This window comes from Enterobacter sp. AN-K1, assembly GCF_020971765.1.
GTDB classification, from domain to species: Bacteria; Pseudomonadota; Gammaproteobacteria; order Enterobacterales; family Enterobacteriaceae; genus Enterobacter; species Enterobacter hormaechei_C.
In genome coordinates this window covers 3,174,547-3,199,000 of the sequence record NZ_CP087390.1, presented here as the reverse complement: position 1 = coordinate 3,199,000, position 24,454 = coordinate 3,174,547, and the positions used below count along the sequence as shown (strand labels likewise).

Sequence of the window (24,454 nt, the reverse complement as noted above, 5' to 3'; positions counted from 1 at the left end):
GCGCTACGCTTGCCGGGCCTACGATTAGCGTAATCTACAGTCCCAACACCAGTTGACGCTCCAGCTGCGGATCCAGCAAGGTGACGTGCAGCCCCACCAGCCTCACCCCTCGTCCGCCCCGCCGTTCTTCCCACGCCTTTTTCGCCGTCGCGATAAGATCCTCTTTGTTGAGGCGTGGCCAGACGTGCTCCTGCGTCGTCTGCTGAAAATCGTTAAATTTCAGTTTGATGCCCTGTCGGGCAATAAGCAGATCCGGTTTGACCTTCAGTAAGCGTCGTTCAAGCTCAGGATAAAGCTGTTCCGTAATAATGGTTTCACACTCGGTCCAGTCATGGATATCTTCGCTCAGCGTGCGTTCAACGCCGACCGATTTACGCAGCCGTTCGTTGTTCACATCCCGGTCATCAATGCCCTGACTGCGTTCCCACAGTACGCGGCCAAACTTGCCAAAACGCTTAAGCAGCAGCGCCAGATCGCTGCGCTGAACGTCTTCGCAGGTGCGTAGCCCCATATTTTCCAGCTTCGCGGCGGAGACTTTGCCCACGCCGGGGATTTTGCTGAGCGGCAGCGTCTTTAAAAACGCCGGAACCTCTTCCGGAGTGATGACGTACTGGCCGTTGGGCTTATTTAAATCGGAGGCGATTTTGGCGAGAAATTTGACCGGCGCGACGCCTGCCGATGCCGTCAGGTTCAGCTCGTTAAAAATAGTCTGGCGGATCTCCTGCGCCATGAGGGTGGCGGAGCCGTGGCAGTGCACGCTGTGGGTGACATCCAGATAGGCTTCATCCAGCGATAACGGTTCAATCAGTGAGGTGTAGCGGGAGAAGATCTCCCGAATGTGGCTCGATGCTTCTTTATAGGCATCAAAACATCCGGGCAAAAGAGTGAGATGCGGGCACAGTTTCAGCGCCATCGCTGTCGGCATGGCGCTGCGTACACCGTATTTGCGAGCAGGATAGTTGGCGGTGCTGATGACACCGCGCTGAACCCGGCTGCCGCCAATGGCGATCGGAATATCCCGCAGCGCCGGGTTGTCACGCATCTCCACTGCGGCAAAAAAGCAGTCCATATCGACATGGATTATTTTGCGCATAGTAAGCCCTCACTTATTACTGGATAAGTATACAGTAAACAAATGAGGGTTGAGAAGTGCGCGCAGGAATTGTCGGGTGGCGGCGTTGCCTTACCCGACCTGGAAGACTAAATAATGCGTTGCTGCTCGCGAGCCATCCGCTTTTTCCGCGCATCGCACGGTTCCGGACAATCGCACACTTTTTCCATTCCGATGGAAGAGATGCCTCCGCAACTGCCCTGAATGCTTTTACGCTTGATGATCCAGCCTAAGGACATGCCGAAGATCACCAGCACAAACACCGCAAAGGTCGCCAGAAAAGTCAGCATAATCAGCCTCCGAAATCATCAAGCATGATGTTCTCATCTTCCACGCCAAGATCTTTTAGCATCTTAATCACGGCGGCGTTCATCATTGGTGGACCACACATATAGAACTCGCAGTCTTCCGGTGCCGGGTGCTGTTTGAGGTAATTTTCATACAGCACGTTGTGGATGAAGCCCGTATAGCCTGTCCAGTTATCTTCCGGCTGCGGATCGGATAGCGCCACATGGAAGGTAAAGTTAGGGTTATCACGCGCCAGTTGTTCAAACTCATCGTCATAGAACATTTCGCGCAGTGAACGCGCCCCGTACCAGAAGCTGATCTTACGCTTGCTGCCAAGTCGTTTGAGCTGGTCAAAAATATGCGAACGCATCGGCGCCATACCCGCACCGCCGCCGATAAAGACCATCTCCGCATCGGTATCTTTGGCAAAGAATTCGCCGAACGGGCCGGAAATCGTCACTTTGTCGCCAGGCTTGAGGGACCAGATATACGACGACATGACGCCAGGAGGGGCATCAGGCACATTCGGTGGCGGCGTGGCGATACGCACGTTGAGCATAATAATGCCCTTCTCTTCCGGATAGTTAGCCATGGAATAGGCGCGAAGCGCGGGCTCTTTTACCTCGGAAACAAAGCGGAAGAGGTTAAATTTATCCCAGTCTGCCCGGTACTCCTCAGGCACATCGAAGTCAGCATACGCGACGGTGTGTGCCGGACAATCAATCTGGATATACCCACCCGCACGGAACGGGACGCTCTCCCCTTCAGGGACACGCAGCTTGAGCTCTTTGATGAACGTGGCTTTGTTATCGTTAGAGATAACTTCGCATTCCCATTTTTTCACGCCGAAGATCTCCTCCGGCAGCTCAATCTTCATGTTCTGGCGCACAGCGACCTGGCACGCCAGACGGCATCCCTCTTTCGCTTCACGCTTCGTGATATGCGACAGTTCCGTTGGCAGAATATCACCGCCGCCCTCTTTGACCGTCACACGGCACTGGCCACAGGAGCCACCGCCGCCACAGGCAGACGAGACAAAAATCCCGTTGCCGGAGAGCGTGTTAAGCAGCTTATCCCCTGCCGGGGTACGGATCTGATTCTGCGGATCGTCATTGATATCAATGATCACATCCCCGGAATTGACCAGCTTCGCACGCGCCGCCAGGATCAGCCCTGACAGCACCAGTACTATCAGCGTGAACATCACCACGCCAAGAATAATTTCCATCTGTTAGCCCTTATAGCTGCACACCGGAGAAGGACATAAAGCCCAACGCCATCAGGCCGGTGGTGATAAAGGTGATCCCTAAGCCACGAAGCCCCGCAGGTACGTTGGCATATTTCATTTTTTCACGGATCCCCGCCATGGTGACAATCGCCAGCATCCAGCCGATACCGGAACCGAAGCCATACACAACCGATTCACTGAAGTTGTAATCGCGCTGAACCATAAACGAGACGCCACCGAAGATGGCGCAGTTCACGGCGATCAGCGGCAGGAAGATCCCCAGCGCGTTGTACAGCGACGGGAAGTATTTATCGAGGATCATCTCCAGGATCTGAACAAGCGCCGCAATCACTCCGATAAAGGTGATGAAGTTCAGGAAGCTAAGATCAACCCCCTCCACCAGCGCGCCATCGCGCAGCACGAAGTTGAATACCAGGTTGTTAATCGGAACGGAAAGCCCCAGCACAACGGTAACTGCCACGCCCAGACCAAATGCCGTCGATACCTTTTTAGAAACGGCAAGGAACGTACACATGCCCAGGAAGAAAGCGAGCGCCATGTTTTCAACAAACACCGCGCGCACAAATAAACTCAGGTAATGAGCCATTGTCGGTTACTCCTTTTCCTGCTGTTCAGGCTTCAACGTACGAATCAGCCAGATCAGCAAACCGATAATGAAAAATGCGCTTGGGGCCAGCAGGAACAGGCCGTTCGGCAGATACCAGCCGCCGTTCTGTACCGTATCCAGCACCGGAATGCCAAACAGCTTGCCGCTGCCAATAAGTTCGCGCAGGAAACCAACCGTCAACAGGATCACGCCGTAACCCAGGCCGTTGCCAATACCGTCCATAAAGCTCGCCAGCGGTGGCATTTTCATCGCATAGGCTTCAGCACGCCCCATCACGATGCAGTTGGTGATTATCAGGCCGACAAACACCGAAAGCTGCTTCGAGGTTTCATAGGCGAAGGCGCGCAGGAGCTGATCGACCACGATCACCAACGAGGCGATAATCGCCATCTGCACGATGATCCTCACGCTGTTGGGTATGTGGTGGCGGATCATTGAGATAAACATGCTGGAAAACGCTGTCACCAGCGTTACCGCCAGCGTCATGACCACCGCCGTTTCCAGCTTGGTGGTCACCGCCAGCGCCGAGCACACCCCCAGCACCTGTAGCGTTATCGGGTTATTGGCTAACAGCGGGCCAATCAGCACCTTTTTAACTTCTTTCAGTTCACCCGTATCAGCCATTATTCAGCGCTCCTTCACGTACATTCTTCAGGAAGGGACCAAAGCCCAGTTCACCCATCCAGAAATCAAAGCTGTGCTGCACACCGTTAGAGGTGAGCGTGGCGCCGGAAAGGCCATCAACGGCAAATTCATCGCCGGGACGCGCGCCCCCTTTCACCACCTTCAGCGCAGGCTGGCCGTTGTCGTCGAGCACTTTTTTACCAACAAACTGTGCCCGCCAGTTAGGGTTCTCAACTTCGCCCCCCAGCCCTGGTGTTTCGCCCTGATCGTAATAAGTAATGCCTTTCACCGTACGACCATCGGTATCCAGCGCCACAAAGGCGTACATCATTGACCATAAACCGTTGCCATAGATGGGCAACACGATTTCCTGGATGCGCTTTTGCTCGTCACGGACGAGGTAAATCTCCGCGACATTGCTGCGGCGCTTAATGCCTGCCGGATCCTGCGAGGCGTCAAGCGTGGTGCTCATCTGCGGATCTTTTAGCGCCAGCGCCTGGTTGTATTTCGCCGGGTCTTTATCCATTAACTCCCCGGTTTTTAAATCCACCAGCCGTGCGGTAATACGTTCGGCAAACACCGCTGCGACGTCATCCTTCGTCATGCCTTCCTGCATCAGCCCGGCCACGGCCAGGATGTTACGCTGTTTATCCAGCGCTCGTTGCTCCTGCTGTAGCGGTTTTAACCCTACGGCAGAACCGGCCACGACAATGGAACAGACCAGACACAGTACCAGCACCACCAGCAGCGTTTTGCTGATGCTGTCGTTATTTTTGATCTCAGCCACGCGCCTTCCTCCGCTTAATGTTGGCGCGCACGACCAGGTAGTCGAACAGCGGCGCAAACAGATTGGCAAACAGAATGGCCAACATCATCCCTTCCGGATAAGCCGGGTTGACCACGCGAATCAGTACACACATCACCCCAATGAGCGCGCCGTAACACCATTTACCTCTGTCGGTAAACGAAGCCGAGACCGGATCGGTGGCCATGAACATCATGCCAAACGCAAAGCCTCCCAGCACAAGGTGCCAGTACCACGGCATGGAGAACATCGGGTTTGTGTCTGAACCAATGAAGTTGAAAAGCGTGGCGGTGAGTACCATCCCGAGCATGACGCCTGCGACAATGCGCCAGGACGCCACGCGGCCAAAGAGGATGATGGCCCCGCCGATCAAAATCATCAGGGTAGACACTTCACCGATGGAGCCCGGAATATTGCCGATAAACGCATCAAACCAGGTGACAGGCTGTCCGGTTGCATTATTGACCAGCGTTTCGCCGCCGCCAGCCGCCCACTGTGAAAGTGGCGTCGCGCCGGAGAATCCGTCTGCTGCCGTCCACACCAGGTCGCCCGAGATTTGCGCCGGATAAGCAAAGAACAGGAACGCGCGCCCTGCCAGCGCCGGATTGAGGAAGTTGCGTCCGGTCCCGCCGAAGATCTCCTTGGCAATCACCACGCCAAAGCTGATCCCCATCGCCGCCTGCCAGAGCGGCAGCGTTGGCGGAACAATCAGCGCAAACAGAATAGAAGTAACAAAGAAGCCCTCGTTGATCTCATGTTTGCGAATAATAGCGAAAAGCACCTCCCAGAAACCGCCGACGATAAAGACAGTCATATAGATAGGGAGGAAGAAGACAGCGCCCAGCGTCATCATGCTGACCCAGCCGGCATCTGCCGCAAAGCTCACCCCCAGCGACTGCGCCAGACGATAGTGCCAGTCAGACTGAATCACCTGCGCCAGCTGCTCTGCATCGTACATATGGTGCAGCGCCGGAATAGTTTGCAACCCAACGTTATACATCCCCCAGAACATGGACGGGAAGACCGCAAACCAGACCAGAATCATCATTCGCTTGAGGTCGATGGCGTCGCGAACGTGCGCCGCGCCTTTCGTCACCAGACCCGGCGTGTAGAAAATGGTCGTTGTCGCTTCATACAGCGGGTAGTACTTTTTGAGCTTCCCTTCGGTAAAGTGCGGCTCAATTTTTTCAAAGAGGTGTTTTAAGCCCATGGTTATCCTTCCTGCTCAATGCGGGTTAACACCTCGCGCAATACGGGTCCATATTCGTATTTACCTGGACACACATAGGTACACAGCGCCAGATCTTCTTCGTCCAGCTCCAGACAGCCCAACGCCTGGGCACCGTCGGTATCGCCGGCCAGGAGATCGCGCAGCAGCACGGTGGGCAGAATATCCAGCGGCATCACGCGTTCGTAGTTGCCAATCGGAACCATGGCGCGCTCACCGCCGTTGGTACTGGTGGAGAAGTTAAACAGCTTACGACGCAGGAAGTGGCCGAGCGTGGTGCGGGTTACCGAGTATTTTTCTGCGCCAGGCAGCACCCAGCCGAACAGCTCTTTCTCCCGCCCTTCAAGCACCACGCTCACCTGAAGATGGAAACGACCCAGCCAGGCCATCGGGCCTGTCGCGTGCCTGCCGCTCAGCACCGAACCGGAAATAATACGGTTTTCACCCTCTTTCGTTTCGCCAGCCAACAGCGCCGTCAGGTCTGCCCCAAGCAGCGTGCGAACCAGACGCGGTTGGGTTGCCTGAGGGCCGCCGATGGCAATAATGCGTTCTGCGCACAGCTCACCCGTGGTGAACAGCTTACCGATAGCGATCACGTCCTGATAATTAAGATGCCAGACCTGTTTCGTCAGGCTTACCGGCTCCAGGAAATGAATATGTGTTCCCACCAGCCCGGCCGGATGCGGACCGGCAAATTCATTAAAGGCTACCTGCCCTTGCGGATGCCCGCCCAGCTTACCGCCGCTGGCCTGGCAGACATGCACTTTGCCCGGCGTCAGGCGCGTTAACACGGTGAGGCCGGCATCGAAAGCTTTGCGTTCCGCCAGGATAAGAGGCTGCGGATCTGCGCTGAGCGGGTTGGTGTCGATGGCCGTAACGAAGATAGCGGCTGGCACAGTGCCAGGCACGGGCGTTTTGCTATAGGGGCGCGTGCGAAGCGCCGTCCACAGTCCCGACTCCAGCAGTTGCGTCTGCACCGCGTCGCGGCTGAGGGTAGCGAGATCGGCGGCGTCAAAACGCGCAAATTCGCGTTTCTCATCGCCTTCAATTTGAATAACTACCGATTGCAGAACGCGACGCTCACCACGATGGATGGCGACAACGGTGCCGCTGGCTGGGGCTGTAAACATAACGCCAGGATTTTTTTTATCCTCGAAGAGCGCCTGGCCTTTTATTACGCGATCGCCTTCCTGTACCAGCATCGCGGGACGCATGCCCACGTAATCATCACCTACAATGGCGACATGATGAATACTGGCGCCGGTGGTAACGTGCTGTTCAGGCACGCCAGAGATTGGCAGATCGAGTCCTTTTCTAATTCTAAACATGTGGTTAGCAGGTATCCATGAACAACAATCCAGAGAGGCCGAAGTGTACCATTTTCGGCTCTGCCAGGGGCAGCAAATCCGCCGTCTGACGCGCTGAAATGCGAGCTATTGCGCAAAGTTCCTGGAGTCAGGACAATGTGAATGGGTTATAAAGTAAAACTAATTTGTAAACGCAAAGGTTGGCTCTTGCGAAAATCTCCATCGGTGCTAATGTGAGCGCTCCTGTCCAGATTAGTCTGATTTCGGGTGTCTTTTGCCGTTCTGGCAAGTTGGTCATTGTTTTATCAAGGAACCAGTAGTATGCGTAAAATCGCATTGTTCATTGCGATGCTTCTGATACCGTGCATGTCGTTTGCCGGGCTGCTTGGCAGTAATAGTTCAACGACGCCGGTCAGCAAAGAGTATAAACAGCAGTTGATGGGATCCCCGGTTTATATTCAAATCTTCAAGGAAGAGCGCACACTCGATCTGTTTGTCAAAATGGGCGAGACGTATCAGCTGCTCGATAGCTACAAAATCTGTAACTATTCTGGCGGGCTGGGGCCGAAACAGCGCCAGGGTGACTTCAAAAGTCCGGAAGGGTTTTACAACGTTCAGCGTAACCAGCTAAAACCGGACAGCCGGTTCTATAAAGCGATTAACATCGGTTTCCCCAATGCCTTCGACCGTGCACACGGTTACGAAGGGAAATACCTGATGATTCACGGTGCCTGCGTGTCAGTCGGTTGTTATGCGATGACGGATTCCGGCATTGATGAAATCTTCCAGTTTGTCACGGGCGCACTGGTCTTCGGCCAGCCGAATGTTCAGGTCAGCATCTACCCGTTCCGTATGACGGATGCGAACATGGCGCGCCATAAGTACTCTGTTTACACAGATTTCTGGAAACAGCTAAAACCGGGCTATGACTACTTCGAGCAGACCCATAAGCCGCCGGTGGTGTCCATCGTCAATGGCCGTTACGTGGTGAGTAAACCGCTCAGCCATGAAGTGGTTCAGCCGCAGCTGGCGTCAAATTACGCGGTCCCCGAGACAAAATAGCGCCCACTCGCCTGGCATGATCTTTTGCCAGGTTTCGTTGCCGGTCAGCGGCTGCGTTGCAATGACAGTGACCACATCGTTCGGTGTGGTCTCCTTCTGAAAATCAATTTCCACATCCTGATCGAGCAGCGTGGCGACGCCAAACGGCGCACGTCGGGTGATCCAGAACAGATTCGTCGAGCAGAACGCCATCACGTAGCGCCCGTCAGACAGCAGCATATTAAAGACGCCCTTCTCGCGTAACTCAGACGCCAGTGACGCTATGTACTTAAAAACGGCGGTCATGTTGCCGGGCGTACGGGGGTAGCGCTCGGTCAGCTTGTGCAGCAGCCAGCAAAATGCTTTTTCGCTGTCCGTTTCACCGACAGGACGGAAATTGCCGGTTTCCAGCGACTTATAGCCCGAAAGCTGCCCGTTGTGCGCATAGGTCCAGTTACGGCCCCACAGTTCACGGGTAAACGGATGGGTATTTTCCAGCGCCACTTCGCCGCGATTGGCCTGGCGGATATGGGCGATCACCGAACAGGATTTAATAGGATAGTCCTGCACCAGTCTGGCAATGGGTGAGTTAAAGCTGGGTTGTGGATCTTTAAACGTGCGACATCCTTTGCCTTCGTAGAAGGTAATACCCCAGCCGTCTTTATGCGGCCCGGTTCCTCCACCGCGCTGAACCAGCCCGGTAAAACTAAAGCAGATATCGGTTGGCACATTGGCGCTCATCCCGAGCAGTTCGCACATAGATCACCTCCACAACAGCGGGGGGCACCGGCGCCCCCCAGCGAAGTCTTACTTAACCATCTCTTTTTCGATCAGTTGGATCAGGATGTGGATCACTTTGATGTGAATTTCCTGAACGCGATCCGCATAACCGAAGTGTGGTACACGGATTTCAATGTCCGCTGTACCGTCCATCTTACCGCCATCTTTCCCGGTCAGGGTGATCACTTTCATGCCCTTCTCACGCGCGGCGGCGATCGCTTTGATCACGTTAGCAGAGTTACCGGACGTGGAGATACCCAGCAGCACGTCGCCTTCACGGCCTACGGCTTCAACGTAGCGGGAAAAGATATGGTCGTAACCGAAGTCGTTGCCTACACAGGAGATGTGGCTCACGTCGGAAATCGCAATCGCCGGGTAGCCCGGACGGTTTTCACGATAGCGTCCGGTCAGCTCTTCGGCGAAGTGCATGGCGTCACAGTGGGAACCGCCGTTACCGCAGGAGAGCACTTTACCGCCGGCTTTGAAGCTGTCGGCAAGCAGGACCGCCGCGCGCTGAATAGCGTGAATATTGGCATCATCTTTCAGAAAATTCGCCAGCGTTTCCGCCGCTTCGTTCAGTTCGTTACGAATAAGATCCTGGTACATGAGGATAATCCTTCAGTATTGATGAAATAACACAGTGGAGTGTACCGGATAGCAGTAAAAGCGAGAAGCTAAAGCCATGCGAATCGTCCGGCGTTTTGATTTTTTGTGCCGGCTAAAACGCGAACAATGTGAACCAGGTTGTAATTATTTTGTAAACACATTGCTAAAGGAAATGACATCAACTACAACCATATCATCACAAGTGGTCAGACCTCCTACAAGCAAGGGAGCTTTTCTTTATGATGATTTTGAGCATTTTCGCAACCGTTGTGCTGCTCGGTGTGTTGTTCTATCACCGTGTCAGTTTATTCCTGAGTAGCCTGATTCTTCTGGCCTGGACGGCTGCACTTGGCGTCGCTGGTCTGTGGAATATCTGGGTCCTTGTTCCCCTGGCCATCATTTTGCTGCCGTTCAACCTGACGCCGATGCGTAAGTCGATGATCTCTGCGCCGGTGTTCAGGGGATTCCGTAAAGTGATGCCGCCGATGTCGCGTACAGAGAAAGAAGCGATTGACGCCGGTACGACCTGGTGGGAAGGCGATCTGTTCCAGGGCAACCCCGACTGGAAAAAGCTTCACAACTATCCGCAGCCGCGTCTGACCGCCGAAGAACAAGCCTTTATTGATGGTCCGGTAGAAGAAGCGTGCCGCATGGCAAACGACTTTGCCATCACTCACGAAATGGCCGACCTGCCGCCTGAGCTGTGGGCATACCTGAAAGAGCATCGCTTCTTCGCGATGATCATTAAGAAAGAGTACGGCGGTCTGGAGTTCTCCGCTTACGCTCAGGCTCGGGTGCTGCAAAAACTGGCGGGTGTCTCCGGGATCCTGGCGATCACCGTTGGCGTGCCAAACTCCTTAGGCCCGGGCGAGCTGTTACAGCATTACGGTACGGAAGAGCAGAAAGATCACTACCTGCCGCGTCTGGCGCGTGGTCAGGAAATTCCGTGCTTCGCGCTGACCAGCCCGGAGGCAGGCTCCGATGCCGGCGCAATTCCTGATACCGGCGTGGTTTGCATGGGCGAATGGCAGGGCCAGCAGGTGCTGGGCATGCGCCTGACCTGGAACAAACGTTATATCACCCTCGCACCTATCGCCACGGTGCTGGGCCTGGCGTTCAAACTCTCTGACCCGGAAAAACTGCTGGGCGGTGAAGAAGAGCTGGGTATTACCTGTGCGCTGATCCCAACCTCGACTCCGGGCGTTGAAATTGGTCGCCGTCACTTCCCGCTGAACGTGCCGTTCCAGAACGGTCCTACCCGCGGTCAGGATATCTTTGTTCCGATTGACTACATCATCGGTGGCCCGAAAATGGCCGGGCAGGGCTGGCGTATGCTGGTGGAATGTCTGTCTGTGGGCCGCGGCATTACCCTGCCGTCGAACTCAACCGGCGGTCTGAAATCGGTGGCGATGGGGATTGGGGCTTACGCGCATATCCGCCGTCAGTTCAAAATCTCCATCGGCAAGATGGAAGGTATCGAAGAGCCGCTGGCGCGTATTGCGGGCAATGCCTACGTGATGGACGCCGCAGCCTCGCTGATTACCTACGGCATTATGCTGGGCGAAAAACCCGCCGTGCTGTCAGCGATTGTGAAGTATCACTGTACCCACCGCGCACAGCAGTCAATTATTGATGCAATGGATATCGCAGGCGGTAAAGGTATCATGCTCGGCGAAGGCAACTTCCTGGCGCGCGGCTATCAGGGTGCGCCGATTGCCATCACCGTGGAAGGGGCAAACATCCTGACCCGCAGCATGATGATCTTCGGCCAGGGTGCGATTCGTTGCCATCCTTACGTGCTGGAAGAGATGGCTGCCGCGCAGAATAATGATGTGGATGCCTTCGACAAGCTGCTGTTCAAACATATCGGTCACGTCGGCAGCAACAAGGTGCGCAGCTTCTGGCTGGGCCTGACGCGCGGGCTGACCAGCGCGACGCCAACCGGCGATGCGACCAAACGTTACTACCAGCATCTGAACCGTCTGAGCGCCAACCTGGCCCTGCTGTCTGACGTCTCAATGGCCGTCCTGGGCGGTAGCCTGAAGCGTCGCGAACGCATCTCCGCCCGTCTGGGTGATGTGCTGAGCCAGATCTTCCTGGCCTCTGCGGTGCTGAAACGCTACGACGATGAAGGCCGTCAGGAAGCGGATCTGCCGCTGGTGCACTGGGGCGTGCAGGATGCGATGTATCAGGCCGAACAGGCGATTGACGATCTACTGGCGAACTTCCCGAACCGCTTCGTAGCGGGTGCCCTGCGCGCGGTGATCTTCCCGACCGGTCGTCATCACCTGGCGCCGTCCGACAAGCTGGATCACAAAGTGGCAAAAATCCTCCAGGTACCAAGCGCAACCCGCTCTCGTATTGGTCGGGGTCAATATCTGGCACCTACCCCGCATAACCCGGTAGGTTTGCTGGAAGAGGCGCTGCTTGACGTGATGGCCGCCGACCCGATTCACCAGAAGATCTGCAAACAGCTGGGCAAAAACCTGCCGTTTACACGACTGGATGAGCTGGCAAAACAGGCGCTGGCGGGTGGCATCATCGACAACAGCGAAGCTGCGATTCTGGTGAAAGCCGAAGAGAGCCGTCTGCGCAGTATTAATGTGGATGATTTCGAACCTGAAGAGCTGGCGACACAGCCGGTAAAGCTGCCAGAGAAGCACCGCAAACCTGAAGCGGCATAAGGCCTTTTGCTCCCACAAACCCCGCCCCGCGCGGGGTTTTTTATTGCCACATTTTCTGGTAATGACGTGCTACAGTGTCAAAAAGTGTTTATTAAGGAGCCTGTATCGTGCCTGGTTTAAAGATTTCTGTTTTGCAGCAACCTTTAGTGTGGATGGACGGCCCCGCCAACCTTCGCCATTTTGATCGCCAGCTGGAAGAGATTACCGGACGCGATGTGATTGTCCTGCCGGAGATGTTTACCACAGGTTTCGCGATGGAGGCAGCAAAACAGTCCATGCCGCAGGACGAGGTGGTGGCCTGGATGCACGCCAGGGCGCAGGAAACAAATGCGCTGATTGCCGGTAGCGTCGCACTCCAGACCGGGCGCGGACCGGTCAACCGCTTCCTGCTGGTTGAGCCGGAAGGAAAAGTCCATTTCTACGATAAGCGCCACCTGTTCCGCATGGCGGACGAACATCAACATTATGAAGCCGGAAGCGAACGCGTGGTATTTGAATGGCGCGGCTGGCGTATTCTGCCGCTGGTCTGCTATGACCTGCGCTTCCCGGTGTGGTCGCGCAACCGCAACGATTATGACCTGGCGTTGTACGTCGCCAACTGGCCCGCCCCACGCTCCCTGCACTGGCAGGCTTTACTGACCGCGCGCGCGATTGAAAATCAGGCTTATGTCGTTGGCTGTAACCGCGTGGGAACGGACGGCAACGGGCATCACTATCGCGGTGACAGCCGGGTGATAAGTCCGCAGGGTGAGATTATTGCCACCGCCGAGCCGCATCAGGCAACACGAATTGACGCTGAGATCTCGTTAACGGCGTTAAAGGAGTATCGGGAGAAGTTTCCGGCCTGGCAGGATGCAGATCCGTTTAGCATTGGTTGAAAAAAAGCCGGGTGACGGCTGCGCCTTACCCGGCCTACAAAAAGCACAGCGTAGGCCCGGTAAGCGCAGCGCCACCGGGCGTTAATTAACTCACCAGCGCCTGCCCGTCTTTGCGGCTTTCCGTCGCGGCCACGTAGTGCCCTTCCGGCATACGGTAAATCACCTGCGCACCGCCGAAGTTATAATCCTGAAGCGGATCTTCCACCACGATCTGATGCCCGCGCTCGCGCAGCGCCGCGATAGTATTGCGATCGAACGTTGATTCGACGATCACCTCCCTGCCCTGCACCACGCGCCAGCGCGGTGCATCGATTGCCGCCTGCGGGTTTTGCCCGTGCAGCATAATGCGCAGCGCCATCTGCATGTGCCCCTGCGCCTGCATCGGGCCGCCCATCACGCCGAAGGACATCAGCGGCTTGCCGTTGCCGTCCATCGCAAATCCCGGAATGATGGTGTGGAACGGGCGCTTGCTGCCCGCCAGCGCGTTCGGGTGCGCAGGATCCAGCACAAAGCCGCAGCCCCGGTTTTGCAGGCTGATCCCGGTATCCGGCACCACGATCCCTGAACCGAATCCCATATAGTTGGACTGAATAAACGAGACCATCATCCCACTCGCATCCGCGGTGCTGACGTAAACCGTCCCGCTCTGCGTCGGCGATCCATACACAAAATCAGAAGCTTTATCGTGGTTGATAAGCGCCGCGCGCGACTTCAGGTAATGGTCGCTCAGCAGTTCTTTCGCCGCGAAGGCCATGTGTTCTTCGTCCGCCACGTAGCGATCGAGATCTGCCAGCGCCAGCTTCATCGCCTCAATGGACAGGTGCAGAGACTGCACGGAGTCCGGGTGGTGCTTCTCAATGCCGCACTGCTCAAGAATGCCGAGCGCAATCAGCGTGGCGATCCCCTGACCGTTTGGCGGCAATTCCTGAACCGAGCCGCCCGCGAAGTCGCGCGACAGCAGGTCAACCCAGTCCACGCGGTGGTTTGCCAGATCCTCTGCCGTCAGATGCGCACCGTGTTCTTTGGCAAAGGCGGCAATTTTCTGCGCCAGCTCGCCGCGGTAAAACGCGTCGCCGTTGGTTTTCGCAATCAGCTCCAGCGAGTTCGCCTGCGCCGGGTTACGGAAGATTTCCCCCACGCGCGGGGCGCGGCCTTCCGGCGCGAAGCAGGCGCTGAAGCCCGGCTGATCTTTCAGCTTGCTATAGCCTCGCTGCCAGAGATGACCAATCAGCGGCGAGACGGGAAAGCCGTTGCGCGCGTAGTCAATGGCAGGCTGCGCCAGCGTGGTCAGCGGCAGCGTGCCGAAGCGCTCCGCCAGCGCGACCCAGCCGGATACCGCTCCCGGCACGGTCACCGCGTCCCAGCCAATTTCCGGCACTGCGCTTTTTCCGGCAAACAGATCCGCATGCCAGCTGGCCGGCGAGCGGCCTGATGCGTTGAGGCCGTGAAGCTTTTCACCGTCCCAGACGATGGCAAAGGCGTCGCTGCCGATCCCGTTGCCGGTCGGCTCAACCACCGTCAGCGCCATCGCGGTGGCAATGGCTGCATCGACGGCATTGCCGCCCAGTTGCAGCATCTTCATCCCCGCCTGCGCCGCCAGCGGCTGCGACGTGGCAACCGCGTTATGGCCCAGCATCGGCGGGCGGCGTGAATCGTAACCGGACGTAAAATCAAGCGCTTTGGTCATCATGACTCCTTAGTCGTGGCGCGGATCGAGCGCATCGCGCAGCCCGTCGCCGAGTAGATTAAAGCCCTGCACGGCAAGGAAAATCGCCACGCCGGGGAAAACGGACATCCACGGAGCCTGCTCCAGAAACCCTTTCGCGGTGTTGAGCATGGAGCCCCAGGACGGATTTGGCGGCTGCTGTCCCAGCCCCAAAAACGACAGGCTGGCTTCGGCGATAATCGCCGAGGCGATCGCCAGCGTGGCCTGCACGAGGATCGGCGACATCACGTTTGGCAGGACGTATTTAATGATGATCCAGCGATCCGGCAGGCCAATCGCCCGCGCGCCGTCGATATACTCTTCGTTGCGAATGGCGATCACCTGGCCGCGCGTCAGCCGGGCGAAAATCGGCATTGCCGAGAGACCAATGGCGATCATCGCATTCGTCAGGCTTGGGCCCAAAAATGCCCCCAGCGCGATCGCCATGATCAGGAACGGACAGGCCAGCAAGGCCTCAATAAAGCGCGAGATCACGCCGTCCCACATCTTCTGGAAGTAGCCCGCCACCAGCCCCAGCGGCACGCCGATGACCACGGCAATAATGACCGACATACAGCCCGCCATCAGCGAGGTGCGCGCCCCCCAAATAATGCGGGATAAGATGTCACGCCCCAGCTCGTCGGTGCCGAACCAGTACATCGCCGACGGCGCTTTGCGCACCGCCAGGAAGTTGGCTTTGACCGGGTCGAAGGGGGCGATCCACGGCGCCAGCAGCGCCACCAGGACAAAAAAGCCCACCACAAGCGCGCCAATCACCGCGCTTTTATTGCCGAGAAATTTCTTCAGCACCCGGTTCTGCGCGCGCGGCAGCGTGGGGGCAACGGTTTGCGTCGTCAGTTCCGCCATGGTTAACCTCGCATTTTCGGGTTGATAAGGACGTAGAGCACGTCGGCCAGCAGATTGAGCATCAGGAAGCCGATCGCCACGATCAGCACCACGCCCTGCACCACCGCATAGTCACGATTGAACACCGAGTCGACGATCATTTTGCCAAAGCCCGGAATGGTGAAGACCTGCTCGGTCAGCACCGCGCCGCCCAGTAGCTCGCCGAACAGAAGCGTGGTGAGGGTGATTACAGGCACCAGCGCGTTGCGAAAGGCGTGCTTCAGGATCACTGCTTTCGGCAGCAGCCCCTTAGCGCGCGCGGTGCGGATGTAATCCGCCTTCAGTACCGCAATCATCGACGCACGGGTATGGCGCATCAGCGTCGCCGCCAGTCCGGTTCCGAGCACGGACGCGGGTAGCAGCAGCGTGCGCAGGTTCTGGATCGGATCTTCACTGAATGGCACATAACCGGACGCAGGTAACCATTGCAAGTTCACCGAAAAGACCAGAATCAGCAGGATCCCCAGCCAGAAGTGCGGAATTGATATCCCCGAGATCGCCACAAAGTTCGCCCCGTGATCGACCCAGCTGTTTTTATTCACCGCCGCAAGGATCCCCATGCTGATGCCAAACACCAGCGCGATGATCATCGCCAGCAGAGAGAGCTCCAGCGTGACCGGCAGCTTGCTGGCAATCAGCTGCGTGACCGGTTCATGCGTGCGCAAGGAGACGCCCAGATCGCCCTGCAGCGCGCGCGTTAGCCAATGGAAATACTGCACGGGGATCGGCGCATCCAGATTAAGCTCAGCACGCAGCTGGGCAATGACCGCCGGATCGCGCTCCTCCCCGGCCATGGCGATCAGCGGGTCGCCGGGCAGCAGCTTTTGCAGCCCGAACACCATCATGCTCACCAGCAATAGCGTCGGGACGGCCAGCAGCAGACGTTTGCAAATCAGTTCCAGCATGGGTTCTCCTCAGGACGTTTATTTTGCCAGCGTCAAACCGGCCAGACGCACGATGCCGTCCGGGTACGGCTTAAAGCCCTGCACGTTCTTGTTCAGTCCAAAAATGCGCGGCTCGAAGTAGAGGTAGGCAATCGGCATGTCGGTCTGGAGCTGCTTCACCACCTTGTCGTACAGCGGCTGGCGTGCGGCCTGGTCGGTGCTCTGACGCGCCTGAGTCAGCCATTCATCGATTTGCGCGTTGCTGTATCGGCCGTCGTTCAGGGTGCCTTTACTGTTGATAAAGCCGTAAATGCTGCCATCCGGATCCGGGCGCCCCGACCAGCCGGAGAAGCTCAACTGGTAGTCACCGCTCTGCTGGCGATCCAGCAGCGTGGCGAACTCGGTCATTTGCAGGTTCAGGTTAAAGCCCGCCTCTGCCACCATCGCCTGCAATACCTGTCCCACCTGCTGCGAGGTTGGGTTGTTTGGCACCAGCAGATTGACGCTCAGCGGCGTGGTCACACCGGCGGCTTTCAGCAGCGCTTTGGCTTTATCGACGTCGCGCGGCGGGACCGGCAGGTTAACGTGGTACGGGCTGACCGGTGAAAACGCCTGATTTGCCGGGGTGTAGAGCCCTTCAAAGACCACCTGGTTTAACGCATCGCGATCGATTGCCTGAGAAAACGCCTCGCGCACGCGGGCATCTTTGAACGGATCGTTGGCTGGCACCTTGCCGTTGTTAATATTGAAGGTGATCCCCTGATAGCCCAGACCGGTGACCTTCGCCAGCGCCAGCTTGCTGTCGGCTTCGACGGTTTTGACGTCGCTGGCGGCAATGCCCTCGGTCAGGTCAAGATCGCCCGCGCGCAGGTTCGCGAGACGCACGGAGGCATCCGGGATCGGCAGATAGATGATTTTGTCGAAGTGATAGGCGTCTTTGTTCCAGTAGTTGTCGAAGCGGGTCAGAACGATGCGGTCCTGCGACACGCGGCTGTCGAATTTGTATGGACCGGAGCAGACGGGATGGGCGGCAAAGTCAGGCTTTTTCGCCGCATCGGGTGCCATCATCGCGCCCGCGCGGTCGGTGAGCTGCATTAGCAGCGCGGCATCCGGTGTTTTCAGGTGCAGCGCAATCTGCATCGGGCCGGTGACCTCGACCGATTCAACGGATGAGATCTCGCTTTTACGCAGGGAGCCTTTGAGGGTCAGGGCGCGGTCGAGGTTGTATTTTGCCGCAGCGGCATCAAATTTTTCACCGTCGTGGAAGGTCACACCTTCGCGTAGATCCATAGTCAGCGTTTTGCCATCTTCGCTCCAGGCCCAGGATTTTGCCAGACCCGGCACCACTTTCAGGTGCTCGTCGACGTCCACCAGCCTGTCGCACAGGGAGGCAAACACGAAACGGCCATAGTAGGTGCGCGCCAGATGCGGGTCGAGCATATCCGGGTCGGCCCCCAGGCCGATCCGCAGCACGCTTTCAGAATGGGCGGGCAGCGCCGCGCCAAGCAACATAACACTTCCCAGTACGGTCAAAAGAGAATTACGCATTGTCATTATCATGAGTTCCTTGAAGGAAGGGAGGAGTGAGTGGCCGCGTGTTCAAACAGCGCGCGGCGGCGCAGAAAAGCGGCGGATGGCGGTGCGATCTGGATAACGCTGCGATCGCGATTGATCTCCTGCCAGCGATGGCAAGCAACCTGACGTCCGCCGTCGAGCACCTGATTAATCGGCTCGATCTGGCGACATTCATCTGTAACGTAGGGGCAACGGGTGTGGAAACGGCAGCCGGACGGCGGGTTAGCCGGGTTCGGTAAATCACCCTGCAACAGCGGCGTATCCCGCGCTACGCCTGGCTGCATTTGCGGCGCTGAGGCAATCAACGCCTGGGTATAAGGATGCAACGGTGCGTCGAAGATGTCGTCGACGGTGGCCAGCTCGACGATTTGCCCAAGATACATTACCGCCACGCGGTCGCTCATATGACGGATAACCGCCAGCCCGTGGGCGACGATCACCATCGTTAGCCCCAACTGGTGCTTCAGGCTTTCCAGTAAATTAACCACCTGTGCCTGAACGGAAACGTCCAGCGCAGAAACCGGCTCATCACCCAGCAGTAGCTTTGGGCCTGACGCCAGCGCGCGCGCAATGCCGATACGCTGACGCTGCCCGCCGGAAAATTCGTGTGGATAACGCCCGGCCCAGGCCGCGGGCAAGCCGACCGTCCTGAGTAGCTCGGAGACGCGGTACTGGCGATCCGTTTTTTTCATGTTCTGATGCAGCCACAGCGGCTCACCGACAATTTGCTCCACCGTCATGCGCGGGTTCAGCGAAGCGAAGGGATCCTGAAAGATGATCTGTAGCTCACGCCGGAGCTGGTTCAGACGGGCGCCCGAGGCGTGGGTGATCTCCTCACCCTGATAAAATACCCGCCCTTCGCTGGCGCCTAGCAGGCGCAGCAGCAGACGACCAAGGGTGGATTTCCCGGAACCCGACTCGCCGACAATTGCCAGCGTTTCGCCAGGCATCACCGACATCGAAACTCGGTCGACAGCGGTGACAAAGCGGGCCGGCGTAAACAGTTTTTTCGGGCCGGGGAAAAGCTTGCTCAGATCGCGGGCTTCAAGAATGGGCATAGTCATGCGGTCTCTCCCAGGGCAATGTGGTGTTCGAGCGGCACGCGGAAGCAGGCAACCTGATGGCCCGTACCGAGCGTAGTGAGCGGTGGTTTTTCAGCATGACAGCGCGTCTGCGCGAAGGGACATCGGGTGGCAAAGCGGCAGCCTTGAGGCATGGATTCCGGCAGCGGGACCGATCCGGGAATAGTTGATAGCTGGCCTTTACGCGCACCCATAGAAGGAAGGGAACCCATAAGGCCAATGGTATAGGGGTGCTGCGGATCGGCAAACAGGGCTTCAACACTCCCCTGCTCCACTACCTGTCCGGCATACATCACCGCCACCTGCTGCGCGACTTCAGCCACCACGCCTAAATCGTGGGTGATCATCAGCACCGCCGTGCCCGTTTCTTCTTTTAAAGTATTGAGCAGGGAGAGAATTTGCGCCTGAATGGTCACGTCCAGAGCGGTAGTGGGTTCGTCAGCAATGAGTAGTTTGGGATGGTTTATCAGCGCCATCGCTATCATCACGCGCTGGCGCATACCGCCGGAAAGCTGATGCGGGTAAGCCTTAAGGCGCATCTCTGCGGCCGGGATCTGCACCTTCTCCAGGATCTGTAGCGCAACCGTCATCGCCTCAGCCCGGGAGATCGTTTGATGGCGCATCACCGCTTCACTGAGCTGATCGCCAAGCGTGAAGGCCGGGTTGAGCGAGGTCATGGGCTCCTGGAATATCATCGCCAGCTCGCTGCCGCGCAGATCGGCATACTCCCGCGGCGAGAGCTTGCGCAGATCCTGGCGGCGGAAATTCATCTCCCCGCTGACGATCCTGGCGCTGGCAGGTAATAACCCCATCAGCGCCAGGGAAGTGATGCTTTTACCGCAGCCGGACTCGCCTACCAGCGCCAGCGTTTCTCCCGCCCTGACCGTCAGCGAGATATCGTCGAGCACGCTCACCGGCGAGCCCGCGAATTTAACGTTGAGGTTTTGCAGCCGCAGTACGGGCGTGGAGTCCTTAAAGGGTATCGTCGTCATAGCGTGGAATCGTCCTCAAGGTGGATAGCCTGAATCAGGGCGGTTTGCAGGCTGAGCAGGTGTTCGCGCATGGCGGCAGCTGCTTCATTAGGCTGGCGATGAATAATCGCTGACATGATTTTGTGATGGTGGTCGTTGTAGCTATCGACACGTTCAGGGGTGCGGGCAAGTTCGCGTAAATGCTGCCAGCCAGGCTCCCGGCGGACGGCATCTATCGCATCAAAAAGCCCAAGCATCAGGCGGTTACCTGCTGCCTCCGCAATGGCGCGGTGGAAGGCGCTATCCCACAGTTCGTTGAGATCGCGGTCATCAGGGCTGACCTTATTAATGCGTTCCAGCATACGCTGCATGAGCGCGAGGTTTTCCCTGGTGGCACGCAGTGCCGCAAGTCGGGCTAAGCCGGGTTCGAGCTGTAGTCGAGCTTCCATGACTTCCAGCAGGTTGGTTTGCTGAACCAATCCCTGAAGCGCCAACGGCTCAACCGGGGCAGATGGACCAATGAAGGTACCCTTGCCCTGCTTGCGCCAGATACGCCCTTCCTCTTCCAGCACGTCCAGCGCGCGACGCACTTCACGTCGGCCTACGCCGAGAGTGTCCGACAGCTCACGTTCAGTGGGCAGCGGAATGCCTGGTGTTGACTCGTGCTGGTTGATAAGCCCGCGCAGCTGCTCAAGCGCGGTACTGGAATTAGCTAAAAACCGTGAAGGCTTTTCCATATTGGTTCGCTCGCTTTCATCATTGCTTTATTTTTATTAATAATAAGTTATTGATATGACGCAGAACTTAACGTGCTAGTAATTAAGCAATTAACGAACCAATAGCGTATTGGTTCGTTAATTTTCTGAAAAATGATCGGTAACCGAATGATTTCCTACCAATTATTTTACATAATTATTACATAAGAAGATGGGCGCGAAGGTAAGGATGGGCAAAAAACGCACAAAAACAGTGCAAAGAATGCACTAAAATCGTGCATTTGTTAATAAAATGCACCGTATTTATTAACTTTTTGTTAATGGAAATAAAAAGAGGAATAAACAATATTCGAGGGACTATAAAACGACGAAAGCCTGAATCATTTCTGACTCAGGCTTTCTGAATAGTGGCGGAACGGACGGGACTCGAACCCGCGACCCCCTGCGTGACAGGCAGGTATTCTAACCGACTGAACTACCGCTCCACTGTTCCCGTTTGGGGAACGAGGCGAATATTACGGTTTGCCTCTGAACTCGTCAACGCTTTTTCTCAGGTTTTGAATCGTTTGCTGCAAAATTCACCCAAACGGTGATTTAACAAACGTTTCAGCACATTTTCACGTGCGCCACAGACAGCTTCCGCCCTTCTTCTGCACTAAATCGAGACGAGATTCATGGTTCATCAGTTCTTCATCACTGGCTAAAACAACCCGCAGGCGATTCGCCTGACGCACAATGCGCTGAATTCCCCCTTCATCCCGCGTCTGCTGGGATTCATTTTCCATACTGAATTTCATCGACGTTTGCCCGCCGGTCATGGTCAGGTAGACATCGGCCAGGATCTGGGCATCGAGCAACGCGCCGTGCAGCGTTCGCTTGGTGTTGTCTATCTCATAGCGAGAGCACAGGGCATCAAGACTGTTACGCTTGCCGGGGAACATCTTCCTTGCCAGCGCCAGGCTATCCGTGACTTTACAGAACGTATTCGTCTTCGGAATATCACGGTTGAGCTTGCTGAACTCATAGTCCATAAAGCCGATATCGAACGACGCGTTATGAATGACAAGTTCCGCACCTCTGATGTAGTCGAGAAATTCATCTGCGACGTCGGCAAAGGTGGGCTTATCCAGCAAAAACTCATCGGCAATTCCGTGAACGCCGAACGCTTCCGGGTCCACCAGCCGATCGGGTTTAAGGTAAACGTGGAAGTTGTTGCCCGTAAGGCGACGGTTCACCACTTCAACGGCACCAATCTCAATGATTTTGTGCCCTTCGTAGTGGGCGCCAATCTGGTTCATACCGGTGGTTTCGGTATCAAGAACAATCTGGCGAGTAATTGCAGTGCTCATAGCGGTCATTTATGTCAGACTTATCGTTTTACTGAACGTTTCAAATACAGGAAGTCTACCAGAGATGCGTAAACAGGTAGAAATTTTCACCGATGGATCTTGTCTCGGTAACCCAGGGCCCGGCGGCTATGGCGCCATTATGCGCTATCGCCAGCATGAAAAAACATTTAGTGAAGGCTATTTCCTGACCACCAACAACCGCATGGAGTTGATGGCGGCCATCGTGGCGCTGGAAGCGTTAAAAGAACATTGTGACGTGGTGCTGAGTACCGACAGCCAGTATGTCCGCCAGGGCATTACCCAATGGATCCACAACTGGAAAAAGCGTGGCTGGAAAACGGCAGAGAAAAAACCCGTCAAGAATGTCGATCTCTGGAAGCGTCTTGATGCCGCCCTCGGTCAGCACGAAATCAAATGGGAGTGGGTAAAGGGGCACGCCGGTCATCCTGAAAACGAACGCTGTGACGAGCTGGCTCGCGCGGCGGCATCCAACCCAACCCATGAGGATGCAGGTTATCAACCTGAATCCTGATCACGGTTTTTTGTACTGCCGCGTGGCCCCCACGGTCTGGCGGATCCGCGTTTTTGATTTGCTTTGCTTCATCGGGTTGAGCGTAAGGGGGATCGTCCTCTTACGCGCGACAATAAATTGCATGCAGCCCAGCGCGGGTAAATGGGTGCTTAATAAGACCCCGCCTTTACGCGTCCAGGGGATGACCTGAAAACCCCCGTAGCTTAGCACTTCGAAATTTAACAGTGAAAGCCAGTCCAGCTGGCGCATCATGGTAAACATCCTGCTGTTATAAGGCGGCGTGCGACGCAGAACGGGCGTCAGTTTACGTAGCCCCATCAGACTCAGCGGATTAAAACCGCTCAGGATCAGCCAGCCGTCATCAATCAAAACGCGGTCGGCTTCCCGCAGCAGACGATGGGGATCGCTACACCAGGGCAGCGTGTGGGCGAGCAGACAGGCATCAATGGATTTTTCCGCAAACGGCAAATGCAGCGGATCCGCTTTCACCTGAACCGGGGAGCCATTAAGCGATACGCTGACCTGATGCGAGATAGCGCAGCTTTCGGTATTGATTTCTGCGCTCAGATTGCCAATCTTAAGCAGGTGAAAACCATACATTTTCGCGAGCCAGGGTTTAAGCTGAAGTTCTAAGGCCTCGCGATAATATTCACCCCAGGGCAACTCTGCCCAACGTTCCGGTGGTGCGACAGTCTGAGGTATCCTTGCCGGTTTCATCAAAACACCCGCCACGCTATAAGAGGTAATGCATGAATCTTATCAGTATTTCCGCCTTTCAGGACAATTACATCTGGGTTTTAGTCGACGACGATCGCAGATGCATCATTGTTGATCCAGGCGAATCCGCACCGATCCTGCACGCGATAAAAGAAAACGGCTGGCAGCCGGAGGCGATCCTCCTTACCCATCACCATCACGATCATGTCGGCGGTGTTCCCGATCTCCTTGCGCGCTATCCCCATCTACCCGTCTACGGACCAGCAGAGACACAGGATAAGGGTACAACGCAAGTTGTCGAAGAAGGCGAAAGTATCCTCATCCTCGGGTGGGAGTTTTCCGTATTTGCTACGCCAGGTCACACTTCCGGTCATCTCTGTTTCTACAGCAAACCTTATCTGTTTTGTGGCGACACGCTGTTTTCTGGCGGCTGTGGAAGGCTGTTTGAAGGCACGCCAGAACAGATGTATCAATCTTTACAAAAAATTAATGCGCTGCCAGCCGACACCGTAATTTGTTGCGCACATGAGTATACATTAGGGAATATGAAGTTTGCTGCAAGCGTGCTGCCTGAGGATCGGGCGATTCAGGATTATTACCAGAAAGTGAAGGAGTTACGTGCAAAAAACCAAAAAACACTCCCCGTAATTCTGAAAAATGAGCGACAAATAAATTTATTTTTAAGAACTGATGATGTTGATTTAATTAATAAAATTAATCAAGAAACAAATTTGTTACAACCTGAAGCGCGATTTGCATGGTTAAGGTCAAAGAAAGATAACTTCAGATAATTGCGGGTTGCCTTTTCA

At 56.1% G+C, this 24,454-nt stretch carries 24 protein-coding genes and 1 tRNA gene; 5 read left to right on the top strand and 20 right to left on the bottom strand.

All coding sequences use genetic code 11. The features are described from left to right. Positions 1–34: 34 nt before the first annotated feature. The 8 genes from dinB to LOC22_RS15185 form a co-directional block, all read right to left on the bottom strand. Entirely contained in the window at positions 35–1,093 is a 1,059-nt protein-coding gene (gene dinB / locus LOC22_RS15220; RefSeq protein WP_230239013.1) for a DNA polymerase IV, read from the bottom strand. Positions 1,094–1,200: 107 nt separating this feature from the next. Then, positions 1,201–1,401, bottom strand: a complete 201-nt coding sequence (nqrM, locus tag LOC22_RS15215; RefSeq protein ID WP_003863212.1) for a (Na+)-NQR maturation NqrM — start codon at positions 1,399–1,401, stop codon at positions 1,201–1,203. A gap of 2 nt (positions 1,402–1,403) precedes the next feature. Continuing rightward, a complete protein-coding gene (nqrF, locus tag LOC22_RS15210; protein WP_015571374.1) occupies positions 1,404–2,627 on the bottom strand; it encodes an NADH:ubiquinone reductase (Na(+)-transporting) subunit F in 1,224 nt (407 codons plus the stop codon). A gap of 10 nt (positions 2,628–2,637) precedes the next feature. After that, positions 2,638–3,234, bottom strand: coding sequence for an NADH:ubiquinone reductase (Na(+)-transporting) subunit E (gene nqrE, locus LOC22_RS15205; protein WP_003863217.1), 597 nt, complete (start codon positions 3,232–3,234; stop codon positions 2,638–2,640). A gap of 6 nt (positions 3,235–3,240) precedes the next feature. Further along, positions 3,241–3,879, bottom strand: coding sequence for an NADH:ubiquinone reductase (Na(+)-transporting) subunit D (locus tag LOC22_RS15200; RefSeq protein ID WP_003863219.1), 639 nt, complete (start codon positions 3,877–3,879; stop codon positions 3,241–3,243). After that, positions 3,872–4,666, bottom strand: a complete 795-nt coding sequence (locus LOC22_RS15195; protein WP_023295964.1) for a Na(+)-translocating NADH-quinone reductase subunit C — start codon at positions 4,664–4,666, stop codon at positions 3,872–3,874. Before LOC22_RS15195 ends, LOC22_RS15200 begins: the two co-directional genes overlap by 8 nt. Then, entirely contained in the window at positions 4,659–5,894 is a 1,236-nt protein-coding gene (locus LOC22_RS15190; RefSeq protein ID WP_230239012.1) for an NADH:ubiquinone reductase (Na(+)-transporting) subunit B, read from the bottom strand. Before LOC22_RS15190 ends, LOC22_RS15195 begins: the two co-directional genes overlap by 8 nt. A 2-nt stretch (positions 5,895–5,896) precedes the next feature. Beyond that, on the bottom strand, positions 5,897–7,240 hold the full coding sequence (locus LOC22_RS15185; RefSeq protein WP_063405162.1) for a Na(+)-translocating NADH-quinone reductase subunit A: 1,344 nt from the start codon (positions 7,238–7,240) through the stop codon (positions 5,897–5,899). Positions 7,241–7,540: 300 nt separating this feature from the next. Between LOC22_RS15185 and dpaA the strand changes: the two genes are divergently transcribed. Beyond that, on the top strand, positions 7,541–8,281 hold the full coding sequence (gene dpaA / locus LOC22_RS15180; RefSeq protein ID WP_006810008.1) for a peptidoglycan meso-diaminopimelic acid protein amidase: 741 nt from the start codon (positions 7,541–7,543) through the stop codon (positions 8,279–8,281). Here dpaA and LOC22_RS15175 read toward each other — a convergent pair. Both LOC22_RS15175 and lpcA read right to left on the bottom strand, forming a co-directional pair. Further along, the gene (locus LOC22_RS15175) at positions 8,252–9,019 is read right to left on the bottom strand and encodes a class II glutamine amidotransferase (RefSeq protein WP_017383120.1); all 768 of its coding nucleotides are present in this window, start codon (positions 9,017–9,019) and stop codon (positions 8,252–8,254) included. The genes dpaA and LOC22_RS15175 overlap by 30 nt on opposite strands. A gap of 48 nt (positions 9,020–9,067) precedes the next feature. After that, a complete protein-coding gene (lpcA, locus tag LOC22_RS15170) occupies positions 9,068–9,646 on the bottom strand; it encodes a D-sedoheptulose 7-phosphate isomerase (RefSeq protein WP_003863232.1) in 579 nt (192 codons plus the stop codon). A gap of 239 nt (positions 9,647–9,885) precedes the next feature. Between lpcA and fadE the strand changes: the two genes are divergently transcribed. Beyond that, on the top strand, positions 9,886–12,330 hold the full coding sequence (gene fadE / locus LOC22_RS15165) for an acyl-CoA dehydrogenase FadE (protein WP_015571378.1): 2,445 nt from the start codon (positions 9,886–9,888) through the stop codon (positions 12,328–12,330). A gap of 107 nt (positions 12,331–12,437) precedes the next feature. After that, complete coding sequence (locus tag LOC22_RS15160) at positions 12,438–13,208, top strand: amidohydrolase (protein WP_017383119.1); 771 nt, start codon at positions 12,438–12,440, stop codon at positions 13,206–13,208. 85 nt (positions 13,209–13,293) lie between these two features. Here LOC22_RS15160 and LOC22_RS15155 read toward each other — a convergent pair whose 3' ends face one another. From LOC22_RS15155 to dnaQ, 9 genes are all read right to left on the bottom strand, one after another. Continuing rightward, the gene (locus LOC22_RS15155; RefSeq protein WP_023295960.1) at positions 13,294–14,895 is read right to left on the bottom strand and encodes a gamma-glutamyltransferase family protein; all 1,602 of its coding nucleotides are present in this window, start codon (positions 14,893–14,895) and stop codon (positions 13,294–13,296) included. Between the two features lie 9 nt (positions 14,896–14,904). Further along, a complete protein-coding gene (locus LOC22_RS15150) occupies positions 14,905–15,780 on the bottom strand; it encodes an ABC transporter permease (RefSeq protein WP_015571381.1) in 876 nt (291 codons plus the stop codon). 2 nt (positions 15,781–15,782) lie between these two features. Then, positions 15,783–16,724 (bottom strand): ABC transporter permease, encoded by a 942-nt coding sequence (locus LOC22_RS15145; protein ID WP_015571382.1) that lies wholly within the window; start codon positions 16,722–16,724, stop codon positions 15,783–15,785. Positions 16,725–16,742: 18 nt separating this feature from the next. Further along, positions 16,743–18,257 (bottom strand): ABC transporter substrate-binding protein, encoded by a 1,515-nt coding sequence (locus tag LOC22_RS15140; protein WP_023295959.1) that lies wholly within the window; start codon positions 18,255–18,257, stop codon positions 16,743–16,745. A gap of 2 nt (positions 18,258–18,259) precedes the next feature. Beyond that, positions 18,260–19,342: an ABC transporter ATP-binding protein gene (locus tag LOC22_RS15135; RefSeq protein WP_032652644.1), complete on the bottom strand. Its 1,083-nt coding sequence runs from the start codon at positions 19,340–19,342 to the stop codon at positions 18,260–18,262. Further along, positions 19,339–20,352 (bottom strand): ABC transporter ATP-binding protein, encoded by a 1,014-nt coding sequence (locus LOC22_RS15130; protein WP_015571385.1) that lies wholly within the window; start codon positions 20,350–20,352, stop codon positions 19,339–19,341. Before LOC22_RS15130 ends, LOC22_RS15135 begins: the two co-directional genes overlap by 4 nt. Continuing rightward, the gene (locus LOC22_RS15125) at positions 20,349–21,068 is read right to left on the bottom strand and encodes a FadR/GntR family transcriptional regulator (RefSeq protein WP_015571386.1); all 720 of its coding nucleotides are present in this window, start codon (positions 21,066–21,068) and stop codon (positions 20,349–20,351) included. The genes LOC22_RS15130 and LOC22_RS15125 overlap by 4 nt, the downstream gene beginning before the upstream one ends. 387 nt (positions 21,069–21,455) lie before the next feature. Next, a tRNA-Asp gene (locus tag LOC22_RS15120) sits at positions 21,456–21,532 on the bottom strand. 132 nt (positions 21,533–21,664) lie between these two features. Continuing rightward, positions 21,665–22,396: a DNA polymerase III subunit epsilon gene (gene dnaQ / locus LOC22_RS15115; RefSeq protein WP_003863237.1), complete on the bottom strand. Its 732-nt coding sequence runs from the start codon at positions 22,394–22,396 to the stop codon at positions 21,665–21,667. Here dnaQ and rnhA point away from each other — a divergent pair. Then, positions 22,350–22,928, top strand: a complete 579-nt coding sequence (gene rnhA / locus LOC22_RS15110) for a ribonuclease HI (RefSeq protein WP_160840538.1) — start codon at positions 22,350–22,352, stop codon at positions 22,926–22,928. The two genes, dnaQ and rnhA, sit on opposite strands and share 47 nt — an antisense overlap. Here rnhA and LOC22_RS15105 read toward each other — a convergent pair whose 3' ends face one another. Continuing rightward, the gene (locus tag LOC22_RS15105; RefSeq protein WP_017383714.1) at positions 22,929–23,645 is read right to left on the bottom strand and encodes a class I SAM-dependent methyltransferase; all 717 of its coding nucleotides are present in this window, start codon (positions 23,643–23,645) and stop codon (positions 22,929–22,931) included. A 32-nt stretch (positions 23,646–23,677) separates the two neighbouring features. Between LOC22_RS15105 and gloB the strand changes: the two genes are divergently transcribed. Next, the gene (gloB, locus tag LOC22_RS15100; RefSeq protein ID WP_032102816.1) at positions 23,678–24,436 is read left to right on the top strand and encodes a hydroxyacylglutathione hydrolase; all 759 of its coding nucleotides are present in this window, start codon (positions 23,678–23,680) and stop codon (positions 24,434–24,436) included. Positions 24,437–24,454: the final 18 nt, after the last annotated feature.